A 20,200-nucleotide genomic window follows, 5' to 3' on the forward strand; every position below is an offset into this window, starting at 1 on the left:
CCTAGTTGCTGGCGCTTGCGCCGGACGTGACTATTCCGTTATATCGTTATCCCAATGCAAAAATTTTTATACTTTCTTATCTCTAAAAAAAAACCTCTTTGCTAAAAGGTCGCAAAGAGGTAGACGTGTGCTATACACGTATATCTGGGCAACCTTTCAGATATCTCGTACCTGATTAAAGGTTTTATATGAAGTTTTGGTTATCATTCATTATTTTTCATAAATAGAAACAGTATCTTCTGTTCCATCAATTTCTTCAAGTTTTACCATAATAATTTCTCTTTCAGAAGTTGGAATGTTCTTGCCAACGTAATCAGCACGTATTGGAAGTTCCCGATGTCCTCGATCAACCAAAACACCTAATTGAATTTGGGCAGGTCTTCCAATATCCATAACGGCATCCATCGCTGCACGTACCGTTCTTCCGGTGTAAAGAACATCATCAACCAATACAACTTTTTTACCATTAATATCAGTAGTGATATGAGTTGCTTTTAAATCCGGATCTTCCCCTTCTGTAGCTTTATCCAAATCATCTCGATATAACGTAATATCAAGGTCACCAATGGGTACTTCCATATTTTCAATTTGGTTAATTTTCGCTTGTAACCGTTTTGCTATTGGCACCCCACGGGTTTTTATTCCGACTAGCACCAAATCTTTTCCACCTTTATTTTTTTCTAATATTTCATGAGCAATTCTGGTTAGTGCTCGATTAATTGCTGATGCGTCAAGTAAGTCTGCTTTTTTCTTCACCTTTACCACCGTCCTATTTTTGAAATTCTTTGATCTAAGTAAGCTATTACCATTACATTCGCGGTTGGGAGACTTACCACTAATTTGAAACAATATCTATTGTCTTTGCATACGAAAAGCCCTTTTATCCAAGAGGAAAAGGGCTTACTGTTCAAGTACATAATTCGTAACCTTTTCAGCCTCACTGGACTATAATTAAAGGAGCTTATTTTGCGCTTCCATGTAATTATGGCAAAACTGTTCTCATTTGTCAATGCAATTTTTGAATATAGGCTAGTAATTCTTGGAAATACGTTGGTAAATCAGTCGAAAAATGCATCACTTGCTTTGATATGGGATGGTAAAACTGTAATTCTTTTGCATGTAATACTTGACCATTAGCTTGCAACGTTTTTCTTGGACCATATTTAGAATCACCAACAACAGGATGACCGATATATTTCATATGGACACGGATCTGATGGGTCCTTCCTGTCTCCAACTGACATTCTATATGAGAATAATCAGGGTAAGCCTGAAGTACCCGGAAATGAGTAACAGCTTCTTTGCCATTTTCGACTACACTCATTTTTTGTCTATCTTTCAGGTCTCTTCCAATTGGAGCTTCAATCATTCCTTTTTCATGTGCTATTTGACCATGCACCAGCGCTTGATATGTACGCTTCATCGTTTTTTGCACTAACTGCTCTGCTAAATGTTGATGTGCCTCATCATGCTTTGCAACCACAAGCAAACCACTTGTATCCTTATCAAGACGATGAACAATTCCTGGTCTTTCTACACCATTAATACCCGATAAATCTGTACAGTGATAAAGCAATGCATGTACTAAAGTACCATGATGATGACCAGCAGAAGGATGGACTACCATCCCTTTTGGTTTATTAACAACTAAAATATCTTTATCTTCGTAAACAATATCTAACTTAATCGCTTCTGGAATTAACGATAAAGGCTCCGCTTTAGGAATCGTCCACTCAATAAGATCCCCTTGCTGACATTTGTAATTTGCCTTTACCGGTTCGCCGTTTACAGTTACATAAGCTTCTGCAATCCATGATTGTATTCTGGAGCGGGAAACCTCTCTATTTTGCTCCGCTAAGAGTTTATCTATTCGGCTTTTATGTTCTTTTTCACGTACGATATATTTATTTTTTGTCATGTTGATATTTTCCCTTTCCTTCTTTCATCAATAAACATGGTAATCATGATGAGAAATACCCCTATAACTAAACTGGAATCTGCTACATTAAAGATTGGGAAATCATAACCGAAGATTATAAAATCAAAAAAATCGACAACCTCTTTCCGAAACACACGGTCAATAAAATTACCGACTGCTCCACCCAATACAAAACTTAATGCAAAGCCTAACAGTTTACTACCTTTCGCATACACTTGTATGTAATAAACTACGACGGCAACCACAATGACAGTCACAATATAGAAAAAGGTCATTTGTCCTTCTAAAATACCCCACGCAGCACCTGTGTTACGGTGGGAAGTTATATAGAAAAAATTCTCTATCATCGTAAGCCGTTCTCCTAGAGCCATTCTTGTTACAACTATCCATTTACTCGCTTGGTCGAGTGCGATTATTAATAGTGCAATGATGTAATACCAATACATTCTTTTTCCTCCGCAATTTTGTTTAGACACTTTATTTTAATGGTAAACGCTACAAGCAAAAATAGCAATTCATTTTCGTCTATACAGTGGTACCTTCCTTAAACCAGAAGTGGATACATCTTGAGAAGCGGAGTTAAGAACAGATAGTTTGAAAATGAATATACTATTTCAAGCTGGAACAAAGGCGCATGGAGCCCGGTTAGCAACGTAGCAACGGAACATCAACTAAAGTTCTAGGAACCAACCACGGTGAGGAACGGACCGATGGTGACTTATCGGAAGGCGATTCGAGAAGTTGCCTAGTTGCTGGGCGCTTGCGCCGGACGTGGATTATTCGGTTATTTCGTTATGACAAAATAATAAATTTTATGCTTTCTTATTCTTTAAAAAAGGTTAAACCCCGGTTGGGAATTTAACCTATCTTTCATTACATTGATTTATATTGTTTAACAACTGTAGCACAACGTGTACAAAGGGTCGGATGTTCCTCATCATCACCAACCGTATTGGAAGCAACCCAGCAGCGTTCGCATTTTTCACCAGGGTGTTTTTCCACTTGAACATCCACATACGTATACTGCTTAGTATGATCACTATCCTCCATTATATTTACTTCCGACACAATGAGATACTGATGAAGATATTCCATTGCTTGTAACAACTTTTTAATTTGTGTATCTTTTGGAACGATCGTTAATTTAGCTTCCAATGATTTTCCAATAACTTTTTCATTCCGTGCCTCTTCTAATGCTTTTAATACATCGTCCCGGATAAGCATAAATTTATCCCAATTTTCAGCTACATCATCCCAAGACTTCATTGATTTCGAGTCTGGCATATCCGTTAATTGGACCCAATCAGCCTCTGCTTCTGGAATATACTCCCATACTTCTTCAGCAGTATGTGGAATAATCGGCGTCAACAATTTAACAATCGCTGTCAACACTTCATAATAGCCTGTTTGAATGCTTCTTCTGCGTTTGTTATCGGCCGCTTCAATATAAAGAATATCTTTTGCGAAATCCAAGTAAAATGAACTTAAATCAACCGCACAAAAATTATGGATTTGGTGGAAAATCGGTGAAAACTCATAATTATCATAGGATTCCTTGACATCGGCAACTAATTTCTTCAACCGATGAAGCATATATTGGTCAACCTCTTCTAATTCTTCATATGGTATCCGGTCTGTTGACGGTTTAAAATCACTAAGGTTAGCAAGCATAAATCGAATCGTATTACGAATTTTACGGTATGCTTCGGAAATTTGTTTCAAGATATCATCTGAAATACGGACATCTGCTTGATAGTCTACGGAAGATACCCATAAACGTAAAATATCAGCACCAAGCTGCTTTTGTACTTTAGCAGGCTGGATGACATTACCTAGAGATTTACTCATTTTTCTTCCGTCACCATCAAGTGCAAAACCGTGACTGATGACCGTTTTATATGGTGATTTTCCTGTCACTGCAACGGAAGTGGACAAAGAAGAATTAAACCAGCCACGATACTGGTCACTTCCTTCTAAATAAATGTCTGCAGGACGGTAATGATCTTCTCTTCCAACTAATACTGCTTCATGGGAGGAACCAGAATCAAACCACACATCCATAATATCCATTTCCTTTGTAAACATGCCGTTTGGACTATGTTCAGAGGTAAACCCTTCTGGTAATAAATCTTTTGCTTCCCATTCAAACCAAATATTCGATCCATGCTGTTTGAACAATTCCGATACATGATGAATTGTTTCGTCTGTAATAATTGGCGTACGATCCTCTCCATAGAAAACCGGAATTGGAACGCCCCATGTACGTTGTCTGGAAATACACCAATCTTCTCGGTCTCGCACCATATTATATAACCTTGTTTCTCCCCATTGCGGATACCATTGAACATTTTTAATCTCTTCTAAAATGGTCTGACGAAAATCCTTAATCGAAGCAAACCATTGTGACGTAGCTCGAAAAATAGTTGGCTTTTTCGTACGCCAATCATGTGGATAAGAATGGGTAATAAATTGTAACTTTAACAAAGCACCCGCTTCCGCTAGTTTTTCTGTAATCACTTTATTCGCTTTATCATAGAAAAGTCCAGTAAAACCTGGTGCTTCATCTGTAAATACACCTTTTTCATCAACCGGACATAGTGCGTCAATACCATAGCGTTTCGATACATAAAAGTCATCTTCCCCATGTCCAGGAGCAGTATGAACGCAGCCCGTACCAGCATCCGTGGTGACATGATCTCCAAGCATCACTAGTGAAGAACGATCATAGAATGGGTGCTTCGTTAAAATATGTTCTGCTTGTTCTCCGCGGAACGTTTTTTCCACTTGATAATCTTCCCACTCTAGTACTTCAGCTACAGCTTCCAACAGCGCATGTGCGACAACATATTTTTCCTCGTTCACTGCTACAACAACATATTCTAATTCAGGATGTACGCTAATTCCTAAGTTAGCAGGAATAGTCCAAGGTGTTGTTGTCCAAATAATCAGTTTACTACCCTCATCTAACAAACCTCTACCATCGATTACTTCAAAAGCAACGTATATAGATGGAGATCGCTTATCCTGATATTCAATTTCTGCTTCAGCCAAAGCTGATTCTGATGATGGAGACCAGTAAACTGGCTTGAGCCCTTTATAAATATAACCCTTTTTAGCCATTTCTCCGAATACTTTTATTTGCGCTGCTTCATATTCTTTCGTTAAGGTAATATATGGATTGTCCCAGTCACCACGAACGCCTAATGTTTTAAATTGTTCTCGTTGATTATCTAATTGTTTTAAAGCATATTCTTCACATAGCTTGCGAAATTCAGCAATGCTCAGCTCTTTACGATTGATCTTTTTCTTCTTTGTCAGCGCTGTTTCAATTGGCAACCCATGCGTATCCCATCCGGGAACATATGGAGCATAGTAACCGCTCATCGATTTGTATCGAATAATAAAATCCTTTAAGATTTTATTCATTGCATGACCAATATGTAAATCTCCATTTGCATATGGTGGCCCATCATGCAGTATGAACTGGGGCCGCCCCTTTGTTCGTTGCAAGCTTTTTTCGTATAGATCATTTTCTTCCCATTCAGCTTGCCGTTCCGGCTCTTTATTTGGTAAATTACCACGCATAGGAAATGCGGTTTTTGGCATTAACAAAGTATCCTTATATTCCATTTTTATTCCTCCTTCGAGATTTTCACGGTTATCCAAACATACATATCAATCAGTTAAGTAAACAGCATCGAATATATTCATACGATTTCGTAGTAAACGGTTATCTATTTATATAGAACAAAGGCGCAGAGCGCCCGTTTAGCAACGTAGCGACTGGAACGAAGCAACTAAAGTTTTAGGAATCATGCTCCTGCAACAGGAGTATGCCGACGCCTGAGCGGCAAGCCCGTTTTAAGTCGACCTTCCTCTTAACCACGAACCAATGATGACTTATCGGAAGGCGATTTCGTGAAGTCGCCTAGTTGCTGGGCGCTTGCGCCGGACGTGGCTAAATAACTTAGTAAGTTTATCCACAGCTGCAAATTTTTGTAATTTCCTAGACTACAAAAAAATCCTCTCTATCCCTCAAGGGACGAGAAGACTCGCGGTACCACCCTTATAAATATGGGAAATTGCCATATTCACTCGATATCCATAACGGGAATAAACCGGTCATTATTACTACTCTAATTCATAATGACAACTCAAGAGTGATTTTCTAAAAGCTAACTGCATCAGGCTCTCACCACGTCCTGACTCGCTAAACCAGCCTTTGCTTTTATACTCTCTCCTTCTATGCTTTCTCTTTATTCACTTTTAAGTCGAAATATCTATTGAATTTAGCATTAGTACAAGATAATTTAAATCTCATAAAATCGAATCAAAAACATATCCGTGTATGAATTATATGTAAAAATTACGTGACCGTCAAGATTTACGTTTCGCTTTCTTCCAATTCAAGCTCTTCACCTAAATCCGTATCAAACAACTGATCCCAGTCATCTGTTTTAATCATATCAAGTTGTGCCTCCACAAGCATTTTAAGACGCGTGCGGAAAACCTTTGCTTGCTTTTTCATTTCTTCTACATCCATGGAAATGCGACGGGACTTAGTTAAAGCCTCATTAATAATACGATCCGCATTTTTCTCTGCTTCCTTAATGATTAGCTTCGACTCTTTAGAAGCATTCCCTTTTAATTCTTCTGCCGTTTCTTGCGCAATTAAAATAGATTTATTAAGGGTCTCCTCAATATTAGTGAAATGTCCCAGCTTTTGTTTTAATTGATCTACTTGCTCTTGTAAATCCTTTTTCTCGCGAATGACCATTTCATAGTCTTTGATTACTTGATCAAGAAATTCGTTTACTTCATCTTCATCATAACCTTTCCATTTTCTGGTAAATTCCTTATTGTGAATATCCAATGGTGTTAATGGCACAATTGCCACCTCCTATTTTACTTACTATTTCCAAATAATACGATGTAATAAGCTTGTCCAACTTTCAACACACATAAACCATTTCTGCTTCCTGAAGCATTGGTAATCGTAATTACTAATGACATTTCTTATACATATCATTCATTATACACTATCCAATTCGACAAAAACTACATAATTCCTGCAAAAAATAATGGAAAGCTCGAATCTTCATATCGGTGCAATTCTAATGAGAGTGAATAGTACAATCAAAGCCTCTATGTTTGACGAGCGTACTTTCATGTGTACTATTTATCGTGTCTGACCCACCATTTTTCATTGTAATCGTGCTAGTGTAACTTTCAGCTTGTCTTTCTTTGATCGCCCTCGCACTTCGACTAACTTACTTCGCCCCATCCCTCTTACAGAAAGGATATCTCCAGCTTGTAACGTAAATGCAACGTCATCTACAGGCTTATAATTTACTTTCACTAGCAATTTTTTAATATATTCTCTTGCTTCCTTTCGGGGCAAACGATATATTTCCTTCACTATGACATCGAGCCTTAATGAAGAAATAGTTGTTTCTAGTTCTTTCCAAATCGGTTGCTTGATAACTAAATCGTTTAACGGCCGTTCTCTAAGCCGCATGCTCGTGTTTTTTATGGAGGTTAAATGGGTTATCACATAAGGGGCTATTTCAGAAGCAACGACCAATTGTACACGACCATTGCCTACAACAATATCACCAAGAATTTTCCTTTTCAATCCTAACGACAGGCATGCCCCCATTACATCACGATGCGATAAATTGACAAACTTAATTGAGTAATGCCCTTCAAGTAAGGTGAGTCCTATATCTACTTGTTGCAAATCCTCATAAATTGGACCAAGCACAGCTCGTTTCCGCTCTGCAAAATCATGTCCGCCGTTAAAAAGAAGGTTTACGTCACTATCTTTCGTTGCAATTAACATCGTAACTAACTGTTGCTCGCGTGGATCAAGAAAATCAGTCACCTTTGGTTGATATGTTCGCTCCACTTGCTCCCTCCAGGATAGGACCTGATCAATAAACGCTTCTTCCTCTTTACGAAAATGCTGATACAATTCCATCATCAAAACTCCTATACTTGTTCCTGATCATTACTCCTAATTGTAGTATTGGATGAACTCTTAACGAACCATGATCTATAACCCCAGCTAATTTATATGGGTATCCCCAGAAACAAATTACATCAACATTCTAAATAGTTCCAACAAGCCACTTTGAGCAAATCGCAAAACAATGATTGCCACAATTGGAGAAAAATCAATCATTCCTAATGGAGGAATAAATTTGCGAAAAACCTCTAAATACGGCTCACAAATTTTAGTTAATACTTCGCCAAATGCCGACTCGCGGGCTCCTGGAAACCAGGACATAAATATATATATAATTAACGCAAAAGTATAGACTGTAAAAGCTAAATTTAGAATTTGAAAAATTTCCTGCATGTATCAATTACCATCCTTTGCCGTATTCATCTTCAAGTGTATCTGTAATCGTGCCAGTAACATTCACGTTATCTGGTGTACATAAGAAAGTCTTCGCGCCCAGTTTTTGAATGTCACCATTAACGGCGTAAACTGTGCCACTTAAAAAATCGACAATGCGCATTGCCTGTTGATTATCCATCCGTTGCAAGTTAATCACTACAGCACGACGATTAACAATATTATCGGCAATTTCCTGAGCTTCGCTATACGTTCTTGGTTCACAAAGCACGACTTTAGAAGTTGGGTTATTTACACTGGTAAGATTCACAACGTTTTTATTTTTTTCCCTTGATACCTTCTGTTCAGCCTCCAATTCATCCGCGTCCACATATTCATATTCAAATTCGTCTTCCATCGTAAAATAATTTTTCAACTTATTTTTAATACTCATTGTCTCACCCCACTAAATTAGTACCAACTCGTATATGCGTCGCACCTTCCTCAACAGCAATCGTATAATCATTACTCATCCCCATAGACAAAAACTTACAAGGAGCATATGCCAAATCTTTTGCTTGTACTTGATCACGCAGCTTCGCTAAGTCGCGAAAAACCCTTCTTAATTCTGCTTCATTTTCAATATGCGGAGCCATCGTCATTAATCCAATCACCCGAATCTTTGAATATGTTCGCAAATCTTCAACAAACGTAAATAATTGTTCTGGTGTCACTCCATGTTTCGATGCCTCTTTGCTAACATTAACTTGAATAAAGCAGTCTACCTGTTTTTTTGCTCGCTTATCGATTTCTTTAGCTAAAGACAACCGATCTAACGAGTGCAATACATCGATATAATCAATCATTTCTTTCACTTTTCTCGACTGCAATGTGCCAATAAAATGCCATGTTGCTCGATCATGGAAATAGTCATATTTTTCTAGAAAACCTTCTAAACGATTTTCTCCGATATCCGTAATTCCTGCTTGTAACGTTTCTTCTGTTCGCTCTATTGTAACATATTTCGTTACTGCTATGATGGTAATATCATCTTTATTTCGACGGTTTGCCTCACAAGCCCGCATTATATTTTTCTGTATTGTTTGTAAATTACTTGCTACGTCCATTGTTTCCAATTCTCTCCTCTCCTATAATCATGGCAAAAAGCCAATAAATCCTAACATTCGTCCTGTTTTCCCATGATCTCTACGATGTGAGAAAAAAAGAGTTTCATCACGATACGTACAATAATTCGTTACATCTATATTATTACGTAATACCCCCGCTTGTAAAAGAATATCTACATGTAATTGCTTTAAATCGAGTAAAAAGCGCTTTTTCCCATTTGGAACAACAGCATTTTTCTTATATTTTTCGGGAATTTGGTTCACTACTTTATCATCGACTTCATAATATTCTTGAGAAATACATGGACCGATCGTGACAAGTAAGTTGGCTGGATCACTTCCCTGTGCCTGTATAGCCTCCACCATATGCATGGCCATTTGATCTACTGTTCCTCTCCAGCCTGCGTGAGCGATACCGATAAAGGATGTGGAAGGATCGTAAAAAAATAGGGGGACACAGTCTGCAAAAAAAGCAGTGCACAAAATGCCAGGGCGATTAGTAATGAGACCGTCAACCCCTTTTATGGCTGAAGAATTATCTGCTGCACCTTTCCCTTTATCAGCTTCACTTACAAGCTGGATATTGGTTTGATGTACTTGCTCCCCACACACCCAGCTGTTGATAGGGAAATGGATTTTAGAGGCAATCCGGTTTCTATTCATCGTCACATCCGCTCGAGAATCATGAACATGGAAGCCAACATTTAAGGAATGGTAGCTGCCTTTACTAACTCCGCCTTGTTTTGTTGTAAACCCAGTTATTAGCCGATCGTTCAATCGTTGCCATTTTTCTATATGTAAATATATCGTATCCTTTTGTTTCCATATGTCGTTCAATATAGCACCTCCGAAAACATACACTAGTCTTTATTCTACCATAAATTCACTTGTTTTTATCGTTTATTATTCTTAAGAATGGGAAGTATTTCCGGGTATTCTTCTTATTTTATTCGATGGCAAAGTTCATTTTTTAAAATGGACGCTCCTGCAACCTGTCGGTATCCACGTCGTTTTCAGTAGCAGCCGCCCAACTAACTTCATCAAAAACAACATGCAACTTCTTTGCATCCTTCCGTGCATGATTAAACGTAGCTTTCATAATTCAATTTATCCTCTCTACAATCCTATGAATTTGTGTTGTAATATAAAGCAGGCTTTTCTGCTTCCTTTACAAGGATAACATCTGTACCGATCCGGATAATTTGCTTCCAGTCAATCACTAATTCCTCTGCCTTTCCAAATAGTCCATTCTTTTTGTCTCGTGGAATAACTATAATAGCTACTATTTTCCCCTGATTTGTATCAATTTCTAAGTCATGTATATGACCAAGCTTTTTTCCACTATCCATAACGATAACCTCTTTTACTTGTAATTCTGATAATCTAACCATACTTTCACCTCGCCAATTTGTACATTTTCAATAAATCGAACCGTCAATCAGTGATGGGCTTCATGCATCCCCCACTGTCGTTAGGACCGTAATGGTATGACCAGCTTACGAAATAGGCGTTTAGATGCTGTTATCTCCTACCTAGACTTTGTTGCTTACAGATTATTCAACTTTTAATGATAACCACCGAACTTTTGAACAACCTCTAATACTTATATATATGCCTAAGCTTTACATTCTTTCTTTAATTTTATGGCCGCTTTTAATGTTGGCCTACGAGTACTTCCAGTTTATTTTCGATTCCGTTAAGGAACCTTGTAGTATCAATAATAGGAAGGGGGAAAACTCTCCCACTAATGGAAGATTCACCATTGTTTCAAACATTGTACAAGTATAGCTACATGTAATCCTTTCGCATATGCTGGACGACGGAGCCGAATGTGACTATTTTTTAACAAAGGCGTAAGCGCCCGTTTAGCAACATAGCGAATGGAACATCAACTGAGATAAAGAATCACGGTGAGGCGACAGCCGATAATTACTTATCGTAGAGCGGTTTCGTGAAATCGCCTAGTTACTGATCAACGAGTGAGACGTGGCTATTCGGTTATTTCGTTATCCACAAGCACCTCATTTCTTATCTCAATAAAAAAATAGGAGAAACCAAAGTTCCTCCTACATACTGACTGTGAAATAACAGCTCTATTCAAACATTTCTTTATTCATTTGTTTAATTGCTGCTTTTTCCAAACGTGATACTTGGGCTTGAGAAATTCCTATTTCATCCGCTACTTCCATTTGTGTTTTCCCTTGAAAAAAGCGCTTATTTAGAATCATTTTTTCCCGTTCATTTAATTGATGCATTCCTTCTTTTAAAGCTAATTTGTCTAACCATGTAGAATCTTTGTCCTTATCATCACTAATCTGATCCATGACATAAATGGGGTCTCCACCGTCATTATAGATTGGTTCAAACAAAGAAACAGGGTCTTGGATCGCATCCAGAGCAAAAACAACTTCTGCATGAGGAATGCCCAATTCTTCCGCAATTTCTATTGGGGTCGGTTCTTTAGAAGTTTTGCTAATCAATTTTTCTCTCACTTGCAATGCTTTATAAGCAATATCACGCAAAGATCTGGATACACGTATAGGGTTGTTATCCCGTAAATATCTTCTGATTTCCCCAATAATCATCGGAACAGCATAAGTGGAAAACCTAACATTATGGGATAAATCAAAATTATCGATTGATTTCATTAATCCGATACAGCCTACTTGAAACAAGTCATCAACATATTCTCCTCGATTGTTAAATCGTTGTATCACACTTAAAACAAGCCGTAGATTTCCATTTACCAACTCTTCTCGAGCAGCTAAATCATTTTCCTCCTGCATTTTTTTAAACAACTTCCGCATTTCTTCGTTTTTTAATACGGGTAATTTTGATGTATCAACACCACATATTTCAACCTTATGTCTCGTCATCTATGTTCAACCCTCCCAGTTGGTGATGCTGTTCATGGACAGTATCTCCTTAAGGAAGGTTTTTTATGCAGGTCCTTATCTTACATAAATGATGAAAAAACATGAAAGCGTACAAACACAGGGCTAAACCATTTTATTAAATTCTTTTTTAAGTCGGCGAATAATTTTTTTCTCCAATCTTGATATATATGACTGTGAAATACCTAACATATTAGCAACATCTTTCTGTGTTTTTTCTTCTTCTCCAACAAGGCCAAACCGTAGTTCCATAATTTGTTTCTCACGAGGATTGAGTTGCGATAAAGCATTTTTTAACAAATGCTTATCTACATCGGATTCCAGATCTCTTGTTATAATATCTTCATCCGTCCCTAACACATCAGATAATAATAATTCATTTCCATCCCAATCTATATTAAGGGGTTCATCAAAGGAAACCTCTGATTTCAACTTATTATTGCGCCGTAAGTACATGAGGATTTCATTTTCAATACAGCGTGAAGCATATGTTGCCAGCTTTATCTTTTTTTCTGGGTTAAACGTATTAACAGCTTTTATAAGACCAATCGTACCAATGCTAATTAAATCTTCAATATTGATTCCCGTGTTTTCAAACTTTCGGGCAATGTAGACCACCAAACGTAAATTACGCTCAATTAAAATCGCTCTGGCTGATTTATCGCCTTTAGGTAATAATGCTAATAATTCCCGTTCTTCTTCTTTAGATAACGGTGGAGGAAGCGCTTCACTACCTCCGATATAATAAATCTCTTCTGATTTTAATCGTAGCTTGATTAAAAGTTTATACCACCATAAACGAAGGCGTAATTTAGATATTCTCAACTTTTATCTCTCCTTTTAAGCACTATGAATGGTAGCTGTCTGAATCATTTGTGGATGCAATAAACAATGGTAACTCGCATCCTTAGTTAACTGTCCGAATTGAATGCCTATTAATACTTTTGTTGTCGTAATTCGTTTTTCGCCATAATATATAAGGAGTTGCTCAGGTCGGAGTGTAAATAAAAACATACTACTCCCTTCTACTCCTTGATAAGGTACGACTTGTAAATATTTCTCCCACTCAGATGGTAATGTATCCATTTGAAATGTTTGATAGCATTGTTCAAGCTGTTCCCATTCTTGGTCTGTAAACCATTGTTTTAATGCTATTTCATCACATAAAATAACTGGCTTTTTGGTAATTGGATCAGTTAATTGATTTCCACTATCAATAAATCCAGTGGTGGAGTAACTTCTTCCCCTCATCTTAATCGTTACAGGAATCAACTGGTCATAGCGAATTTTTTCTTTCACGTGCTTGTCCATACGAGATTTTGTAAACATCCATACAATCGGAAAGCCAATTGCAACGAATAACCAGCTCACCGGATCACCAAAGCCACTATTGTACGTCAATAATCCGTTTGTACTCATACTAAACGGGCGCTTGAGTAAAAAGTGGATGCCAATTAAACCACCTCCTATTGAAAAACTTACAAAATAAAATAAACCAAATAATTTGAGCCACCGATACTTATTCCGATAACCGAATGCAACCATGATAATAATGCCAGAAATCATTATTTTCCCAAGTGCACTGGTAGCAAAAGATTCAGGAAAATAGATGGAAATCGGCACGAGTAAGGATGCAATAAACGCCCCACCTATTAATCGTCGCTTCTTCGTATCATCTCTGGCTAATGCTTGCGTCAGCATCAATAGCATGAGATCTAATAAAAAGTTCAACGCCCATACCGCATCCAAGTAAATGGTCATGTTTCCCTTCCCTTCAAACATCAGCTACTAGATCTGTGTTTTTCAAAGCTTGCCATGATTCATAGTGATTCTAGTATAACGAAGCATGTCAGCAAAGTCTGTCATATTCTGTACTGTAAATATGACTATTTTTCTCGAGTTATCAGAAGGTTTGTCATTGTATAGTTGATGGATAAAAGCGCAATCTCTGCACTATTTTTTAACACATTTGAACCAAAATGATTTATCTGACGTGATTTACCTTATATTCGCCGAAATACGCTATAGTAATCTTAATTACTATGTTAAATATTTCTTTCATATGGACTGAGAATTGCTACTATAACTGCAGGCTTAAAAGTTGTGTACTCCATTCATCCATAAACATAAAAAAATCTCAAGGAATTTTTAGATTCCTTGAGATTTTTTAAAGAAAGCCTTTGAGACCGCCCTAGTTAACGATTTCTATTTCTGTTTCTGTTACGCAAGAAAGTAGGGATGTCCAATGTATCCTCTTCCTGAACTGGACGTTGCTGTTGAGGTTCTGGCTCTCTTTCCCGTTCTCTTCTTGGTATATCTTCATTTGTGCGAGTTGCTGCATGCTGATGATAGGTTGAACGTTGCTGCTTTGCAGGCTGCTCTGGTTTCTTTACGGATTCATCAAACCCAGTAGCAATCACCGTGACAATAATTTCATCTTTTAAATTTTCATTGATGACAGAACCAAAAATAACGTTTACTTCATTATCTGCAGCAGAAGTTACTAAATCTGCAGCTTCTTGTACTTCGTATAAACTTAAATTTGTTCCACCCGTAATATTCATTAAAATACCATGTGCTCCATCGATAGAAGTTTCGAGTAATGGTGAAGAGATGGCTTTTTTAGCTGCCTCCGTTGCTCGCGTTTCACCAGTAGCAACCCCGATTCCCATAAGTGCAGAGCCTTTATCATACATAATTGTTTTTACGTCGGCAAAATCCACATTAATTAAGCCAGGCTTAGCAATTAAATCAGAGATGCCTTGTACGCCTTGGCGTAATACATTATCTGCTTCACGAAAAGCTTCCAGCATTGGCGTATTTTTATCTACAATTTCCAATAGCCGATCATTCGGTATCACGATGAGCGTATCAACACTACCTTTTAATGCTTCGATACCAGAAATGGCTTGTGTCGATCGCCTTCTACCTTCAAAAGAAAATGGGCGTGTAACGACACCCACTGTTAGTGCCCCGAGGTCCTTAGCAATTTGCGCAATAACAGGTGCCGCACCAGTTCCAGTACCTCCACCCATACCGGCCGTTACAAAGATCATATCTGCTCCTTGCAACACTTCTTCTAGCTGCTCTTTACTTTCTTCAGCTGCCTTTTTTCCAACTTCTGGATTAGCACCTGCACCTAATCCTCTAGTTAATTTTTCCCCTATTTGAATTTTCAATTCAGCTTTCGATAGATTTAAAGCCTGAGCGTCCGTATTGACAGCGATAAATTCAACACCTTCGACACCATGCTCAATCATACGGTTGACAGCATTGTTACCACCACCGCCTACTCCAATTACTTTTATAGTAGCTAGTTCTTCCATATTCATATCAAATTCCAACATATCTCGTTCCTCCTAATTTGCAAAATTACAAACGTTCTAGAAGCTAATTGAATAGAGGTTATTTTTCATATATCAATAGAGTACCATTCATACAGGTATGATAAGACTTATATTAATCAAAAAAATACTTAAACAAATTAGCGATTTTAGCCTCTTTTTTCTTAGGTTCTTTTGAATCATTTGCTTTCGTTTGTTTTTTTAGACGTTTTGGTTGGGCATCATATCCTTGTGAAATAACAGTTGGAAATAATTCTTTTCCCTGTATTTTCGCATTCCAATAAGCAAATTGCAAGATTCCAACGCCTGCAGTAAATTGCGGTTCCCGTACACCTATGTAATCTGGTATAGCGATCCGAACATTGGAACGAAATAAGTCTTCTGCGAGTTCAAGTACACCAGGCATAGCCATTGTTCCACCAGTTAGGACATAGCCTCCTGGTAATTCATGGTAACCCATTTTTCTTATTTCTCTTTCTGCAAATGCATAGATTTCTTCCATCCGCGCCTCAATGATATCTGCTATTTCTAATTGGTTTGAAGTTTGCTTAGAATTGCTGCCTATAATGGAAACATCAAACACTTCTTCTTCTAATGCGTCATCATAGAAGGCATGACCATAGTTAACTTTTACATTTTCTGCTTCTTCTGTCGATGTACGCAAACCAATCGAGAGATCTTTTGTAATGTTGTCTCCACCCAATTGCACCACACTCGTTGAGACAAGATGATCGTTTTCGAAGATAGAAACTGTGGAACAGCCACCGCCTACATCTATTAAAGCAACGCCCATATTTTTCTCATCTTTAGACAACGCAATGGTTCCGGCGGCAAGCGGTTGAAGGCAGATATCCGCTACTTGGAGGTTTGCACGCTCTACACATTTTAAAATATTATGCAAAATGGTTTTCGAACAGGTAATTATGGTACCTTCCATTTCCAATCGGACACCAATCATCCCTCTTGGGTCATTAATTTCATCTAACCCATCTACGATAAATTGCTTTGGAATGACATCAATAATTTCTCTCTCTGGAGGAATGGACATTACTTGAGCTCCATCAATGACTCTAGTAACATCTTCATCAGTTATTTCACGATTTTCACTTTGAACTGCCACCACCCCATGACAAGGTTGTAATTGGATGTGATTGCCGTTAACTCCTACGACGACACGTTCAATTTGCATCCCAACCATTCTTTCAGCTTGTTCTACTGCGTTACGAATGGAGTGTACCGTTTGATCTATATCGATAATTGCTCCTTTTTTCATACCATTAGACTTAGCAGTCCCTACACCAATAATATTTAATGAATCATTTAAAACCTCACCGATAATCACTTTTATTCTTGATGTACCTATATCAAGGCTTACTAAAACATCACTGTTGTTCAAAACGAGGCACCTCCCAAATTCAAAAGCTGCATTAAAAGCACACTTCTCTCCATCATCTATTTTTATCTGATTATAAATCTATTGAAACTTCCCAAAAATATAATATATTAGGATATTCCACATAAAACTAAGGATTTCCTTTATTTTTTGGTATTTTATTTAAAAAATCATAAAAGCTTTTAAAGTGAAACTTTCAATTAAGCATTGGTTTATGAAATAAAAATCTCTAACATTCAGCCCATGAATAAACTTGGTAAAAAATTGTACCTTCAACCAAATCAATGGAGCATTTTTTCTTTTTCCACTGATTTGTGAGAAGCATAGGCCAAAATTTAAGCATCCTTGAAGAACAAAGGCGCAGGGCGCCCGTTTAGCGACGTAAGCGAATGGAACGAATCAACTGAAATAAAGGAATCATGCTACTAAAAACAGGGGTAAGCCCACGGCTGAGCGGCAAGCCCGTTTTTAGTCTGCAGCCCTCTTTGTAACGAACCGATGAAGACTTATCTTAGGGCGATTTCGTAATGCTGGGCGATGGATCCGGACGTGACTAGTCGATTATTTGTTATTCACTAGTACCTAATTTTATACTTCTTTATCTTCAAATAAAAACACTCTTTCTAAATGCGATAAAATCGCTGTCACAGCTTTCCTCGTCCTTGAAAAAAACTCTTTCCCTATGTGTCACGCTCCCTACGACCTACATCTTAAAACGGATCGAATTGAAATTTAGGTTACCGTTTTCTTCCTCTTAGAATTCTAGGTATCTCCCAAATCTCTTTTGAATAGAATTTATACAGCTCTTACGTAGGGGGTAAACAAAACTTAGTTTTAACATCGATTCACTGAAATAACGTTAGGCTTCAGCAAAACTATTTGCATCTAAGTATGCTATACTATAATTGTTCGTAAGCTGGATTGAAAATATGTCTTTTGAAGTTAGATATCATATTATTCTTCCTGCTTCTCATCAGACGAAGCCTTTTTTGCTTCCTTAAAAGATTCGAAATAAGCCCCTACCCCAATATGAATAATTCCTTCACTTTCTTCTTCTAACTGTGACACAATGGAAGGATAAATGTCCATACTTTCAGCAAAGTTAGGAATACGGGCATCAACCACAAATCCATCATTCATATACAGCATGATTTTATCGTTATTTTCCTTCTCGGGCATCCAATGAACTTCAGAAATTAATTTTCTTATCGTTTCCGGAAGTTTTTCCAACTCACTCGTCATCCTATGTAAATATGCTTCCTTATTAAAACCTTTAATTAATGGGGCATCTCCATTATACGTGTTTTTCCCCATACTTTGAAGCGTTGTTCCGTTACCTAATACTGGATAATAAGTCGTTTCTTGTTGTTTATATCCGACAAGCTCGTATTCATCAATTGTAATGGAAACGGTCCAAGGTAACTTGCGGCTAACTTTTGCAGAAGCAATAATTGGACTATCTTTTAATTTAGATTCAGTAACTTCTGTATCAATTGTCCATATGTTTTCATTTTTGGTTAAATCCGCTTGCTTGACAACTTCATCATCTTTTAAAAAAGAGTTCCCTTCTACTTCAATCGTACGTATGTAACTTAAAGGGGATTGTAAATAAACGATAATTGAAATTAAAATGAAAAAAATAGACAGGTAAAATAGCAGCCTGCGATTTGCCTTTTTCTTTCTTGCCTGTTTCAATTTAGGAATGCGATCTTCGATTGAAACGACTTTCTTTTGAGCCATCTCCATTTCTTCCTTTATACCAAATTAACAACAAGAAATGGCACAGACATGCCATTTCAGCTTGTTACTATGAGTATATCATATTATACATTAAAAAATGTAGTGCGACTTAGAGGAAAAGCAAAGTTTTTCTTCCCATTGTCTTACTCATTCTTGTATTCATTTTGAATAAATTGAAACCACTACAATTAATATCACCCAGTTGGAATTATAAACAACCAGAAGAATTATATTTTGGTGTATTTACTAATATTTAAAAGAATACCGACAGAACAAAGAATTAATGTTAAAGAGGAACCACCGTAACTTAAAAACGGCAATGTAATACCGGTTACAGGAATTAAACCGATAACGACACTAATATTAATCATTGCTTGGATAGCTAGCATAGACACAATACCTAAAGCTAAAAATCGAGAAAAACTATCCGGGGCTTCTAAGGACACTTTTATGCCTCTCCAAAGGAGCAGTAGAAATAAGCAGATGACTGCACTACCGCCAATAAAACCTAATTCTTCACCCAAAATGGCAAAAATAAAATCGGTTTGTGGTTCTGGTAAGTAAAAGTATTTTTGTAAACTCTTCCCTAACCCTAATCCCATTAAACCTCCTGGACCGATTGCGTATAACGATTGAATGATCTGAAAACCATCACCAAGCGGATCCTCCCAAGGGTTTAAAAAAGCGGTAATTCTGCTGATACGATACGGAGCAGACAACACCAACCCAATAAAACCTACTATTCCAATCATTCCCAGACCAAGGAAATGAGACATCCTAGCCCCTGCAGTGAAGACCATCACCATACAGGTCAATACAAGAACCATTCCGGTTCCTAAATCAGGCTGCAGCATAATCAATCCAAAAGCAGTAAAAATTAATAGTATAGAAGGTAGAAATCCTTTTTTAAATGAAGTGATATACTTTTGATAGTTCGATAGGTACGCAGCTAAAAATATAATCAACCCTAATTTCATGAACTCAGATGGTTGAATACTAAATGCACCAATCCCAATCCAACTTTGCGCCCCACCTCTTACGATCCCAATTCCAGGTATTAAGACGAGAAATAATAGACCAAAACAAAGCAGTAAAATTAATTTTGCGTATTTTTTCCATGTTGTATACGGGAGATTCATCGTAAAGATCATCGCGCCAACACCTGCACCAGCAAATAGAAGCTGACGTTTTACATAGAACCAAGCGTCATTAAACTTATATTCAGCCCAAACAAAGGAAGAGCTATACACCATTACAACACCAATAACAAGTAACGATATAATTACACCAATTAACATATAATCCGGTGAGCCATTGGTAAATGATTTCTTTTTCACTAGCAAAATAACACCCCGCTTTTAAATATTACTAGGGGGTGTTTAAAAAGAATTTCATGTATGATAGTGTATTCAGACATATCTCT

General features: G+C 37.4%; 19 protein-coding genes and 1 other annotated feature. All 19 genes read right to left on the minus strand.

Annotation, left to right across the window (positions count from 1 at the left end):
• Positions 1-210: 210 nt before the first annotated feature.
• Entirely contained in the window at positions 211-756 is a 546-nt protein-coding gene (gene pyrR / locus D1839_RS03145; protein ID WP_120378433.1) for a bifunctional pyr operon transcriptional regulator/uracil phosphoribosyltransferase PyrR, read from the minus strand.
• A gap of 250 nt (positions 757-1,006) precedes the next feature.
• Complete coding sequence (locus tag D1839_RS03150; protein WP_120378434.1) at positions 1,007-1,918, minus strand: RluA family pseudouridine synthase; 912 nt, start codon at positions 1,916-1,918, stop codon at positions 1,007-1,009.
• On the minus strand, positions 1,915-2,385 hold the full coding sequence (gene lspA / locus D1839_RS03155) for a signal peptidase II (protein ID WP_120378435.1): 471 nt from the start codon (positions 2,383-2,385) through the stop codon (positions 1,915-1,917). The genes D1839_RS03150 and lspA overlap by 4 nt, the downstream gene beginning before the upstream one ends.
• 427 nt (positions 2,386-2,812) lie before the next feature.
• Complete coding sequence (gene ileS, locus D1839_RS03160) at positions 2,813-5,569, minus strand: isoleucine--tRNA ligase (protein WP_120378436.1); 2,757 nt, start codon at positions 5,567-5,569, stop codon at positions 2,813-2,815.
• A gap of 405 nt (positions 5,570-5,974) precedes the next feature.
• Positions 5,975-6,194, minus strand: a binding site (T-box leader).
• Positions 6,195-6,323: 129 nt separating this feature from the next.
• Positions 6,324-6,827 (minus strand): DivIVA domain-containing protein, encoded by a 504-nt coding sequence (locus D1839_RS03165; protein WP_120378437.1) that lies wholly within the window; start codon positions 6,825-6,827, stop codon positions 6,324-6,326.
• 315 nt (positions 6,828-7,142) lie between these two features.
• A complete protein-coding gene (locus D1839_RS03170) occupies positions 7,143-7,919 on the minus strand; it encodes a YlmH family RNA-binding protein (protein WP_120378438.1) in 777 nt (258 codons plus the stop codon).
• A 117-nt stretch (positions 7,920-8,036) separates the two neighbouring features.
• Complete coding sequence (locus D1839_RS03175) at positions 8,037-8,300, minus strand: YggT family protein (RefSeq protein WP_120378439.1); 264 nt, start codon at positions 8,298-8,300, stop codon at positions 8,037-8,039.
• Positions 8,301-8,307: 7 nt separating this feature from the next.
• Positions 8,308-8,733: a cell division protein SepF gene (locus D1839_RS03180; RefSeq protein WP_120378440.1), complete on the minus strand. Its 426-nt coding sequence runs from the start codon at positions 8,731-8,733 to the stop codon at positions 8,308-8,310.
• A gap of 4 nt (positions 8,734-8,737) precedes the next feature.
• On the minus strand, positions 8,738-9,406 hold the full coding sequence (locus D1839_RS03185) for a YggS family pyridoxal phosphate-dependent enzyme (RefSeq protein ID WP_120378473.1): 669 nt from the start codon (positions 9,404-9,406) through the stop codon (positions 8,738-8,740).
• Positions 9,407-9,433: 27 nt separating this feature from the next.
• Positions 9,434-10,243 carry a peptidoglycan editing factor PgeF gene (pgeF, locus tag D1839_RS03190; protein ID WP_120378441.1) on the minus strand — a complete coding sequence of 270 codons (810 nt, stop codon included), beginning with the start codon at positions 10,241-10,243 and terminating at the stop codon, positions 9,434-9,436.
• A gap of 133 nt (positions 10,244-10,376) precedes the next feature.
• A complete protein-coding gene (locus D1839_RS20715) occupies positions 10,377-10,505 on the minus strand; it encodes a hypothetical protein (RefSeq protein WP_286164710.1) in 129 nt (42 codons plus the stop codon).
• Positions 10,506-10,530: 25 nt separating this feature from the next.
• The gene (locus D1839_RS03195) at positions 10,531-10,797 is read right to left on the minus strand and encodes a YlmC/YmxH family sporulation protein (RefSeq protein WP_120378442.1); all 267 of its coding nucleotides are present in this window, start codon (positions 10,795-10,797) and stop codon (positions 10,531-10,533) included.
• A gap of 702 nt (positions 10,798-11,499) precedes the next feature.
• Positions 11,500-12,282, minus strand: a complete 783-nt coding sequence (gene sigG, locus D1839_RS03200) for an RNA polymerase sporulation sigma factor SigG (RefSeq protein WP_120378443.1) — start codon at positions 12,280-12,282, stop codon at positions 11,500-11,502.
• Positions 12,283-12,405: 123 nt separating this feature from the next.
• Positions 12,406-13,119 carry an RNA polymerase sporulation sigma factor SigE gene (gene sigE, locus D1839_RS03205; RefSeq protein ID WP_199689926.1) on the minus strand — a complete coding sequence of 238 codons (714 nt, stop codon included), beginning with the start codon at positions 13,117-13,119 and terminating at the stop codon, positions 12,406-12,408.
• 21 nt (positions 13,120-13,140) lie between these two features.
• A complete protein-coding gene (gene spoIIGA / locus D1839_RS03210) occupies positions 13,141-14,061 on the minus strand; it encodes a sigma-E processing peptidase SpoIIGA (protein ID WP_120378445.1) in 921 nt (306 codons plus the stop codon).
• Between the two features lie 434 nt (positions 14,062-14,495).
• The gene (gene ftsZ / locus D1839_RS03215) at positions 14,496-15,647 is read right to left on the minus strand and encodes a cell division protein FtsZ (protein WP_120378446.1); all 1,152 of its coding nucleotides are present in this window, start codon (positions 15,645-15,647) and stop codon (positions 14,496-14,498) included.
• A gap of 112 nt (positions 15,648-15,759) precedes the next feature.
• Positions 15,760-17,040 carry a cell division protein FtsA gene (gene ftsA / locus D1839_RS03220; RefSeq protein ID WP_120378447.1) on the minus strand — a complete coding sequence of 427 codons (1,281 nt, stop codon included), beginning with the start codon at positions 17,038-17,040 and terminating at the stop codon, positions 15,760-15,762.
• Between the two features lie 951 nt (positions 17,041-17,991).
• The gene (locus tag D1839_RS03225; RefSeq protein WP_120378448.1) at positions 17,992-18,777 is read right to left on the minus strand and encodes a cell division protein FtsQ/DivIB; all 786 of its coding nucleotides are present in this window, start codon (positions 18,775-18,777) and stop codon (positions 17,992-17,994) included.
• A 227-nt stretch (positions 18,778-19,004) separates the two neighbouring features.
• The gene (gene spoVE / locus D1839_RS03230; protein ID WP_330585415.1) at positions 19,005-20,114 is read right to left on the minus strand and encodes a stage V sporulation protein E; all 1,110 of its coding nucleotides are present in this window, start codon (positions 20,112-20,114) and stop codon (positions 19,005-19,007) included.
• Positions 20,115-20,200 lie beyond the last annotated feature (86 nt).

This window comes from Roseburia sp. 1XD42-34, from assembly GCF_009917385.1.
Taxonomy (GTDB): Bacteria; Bacillota; Bacilli; order Bacillales; family Amphibacillaceae; genus Virgibacillus.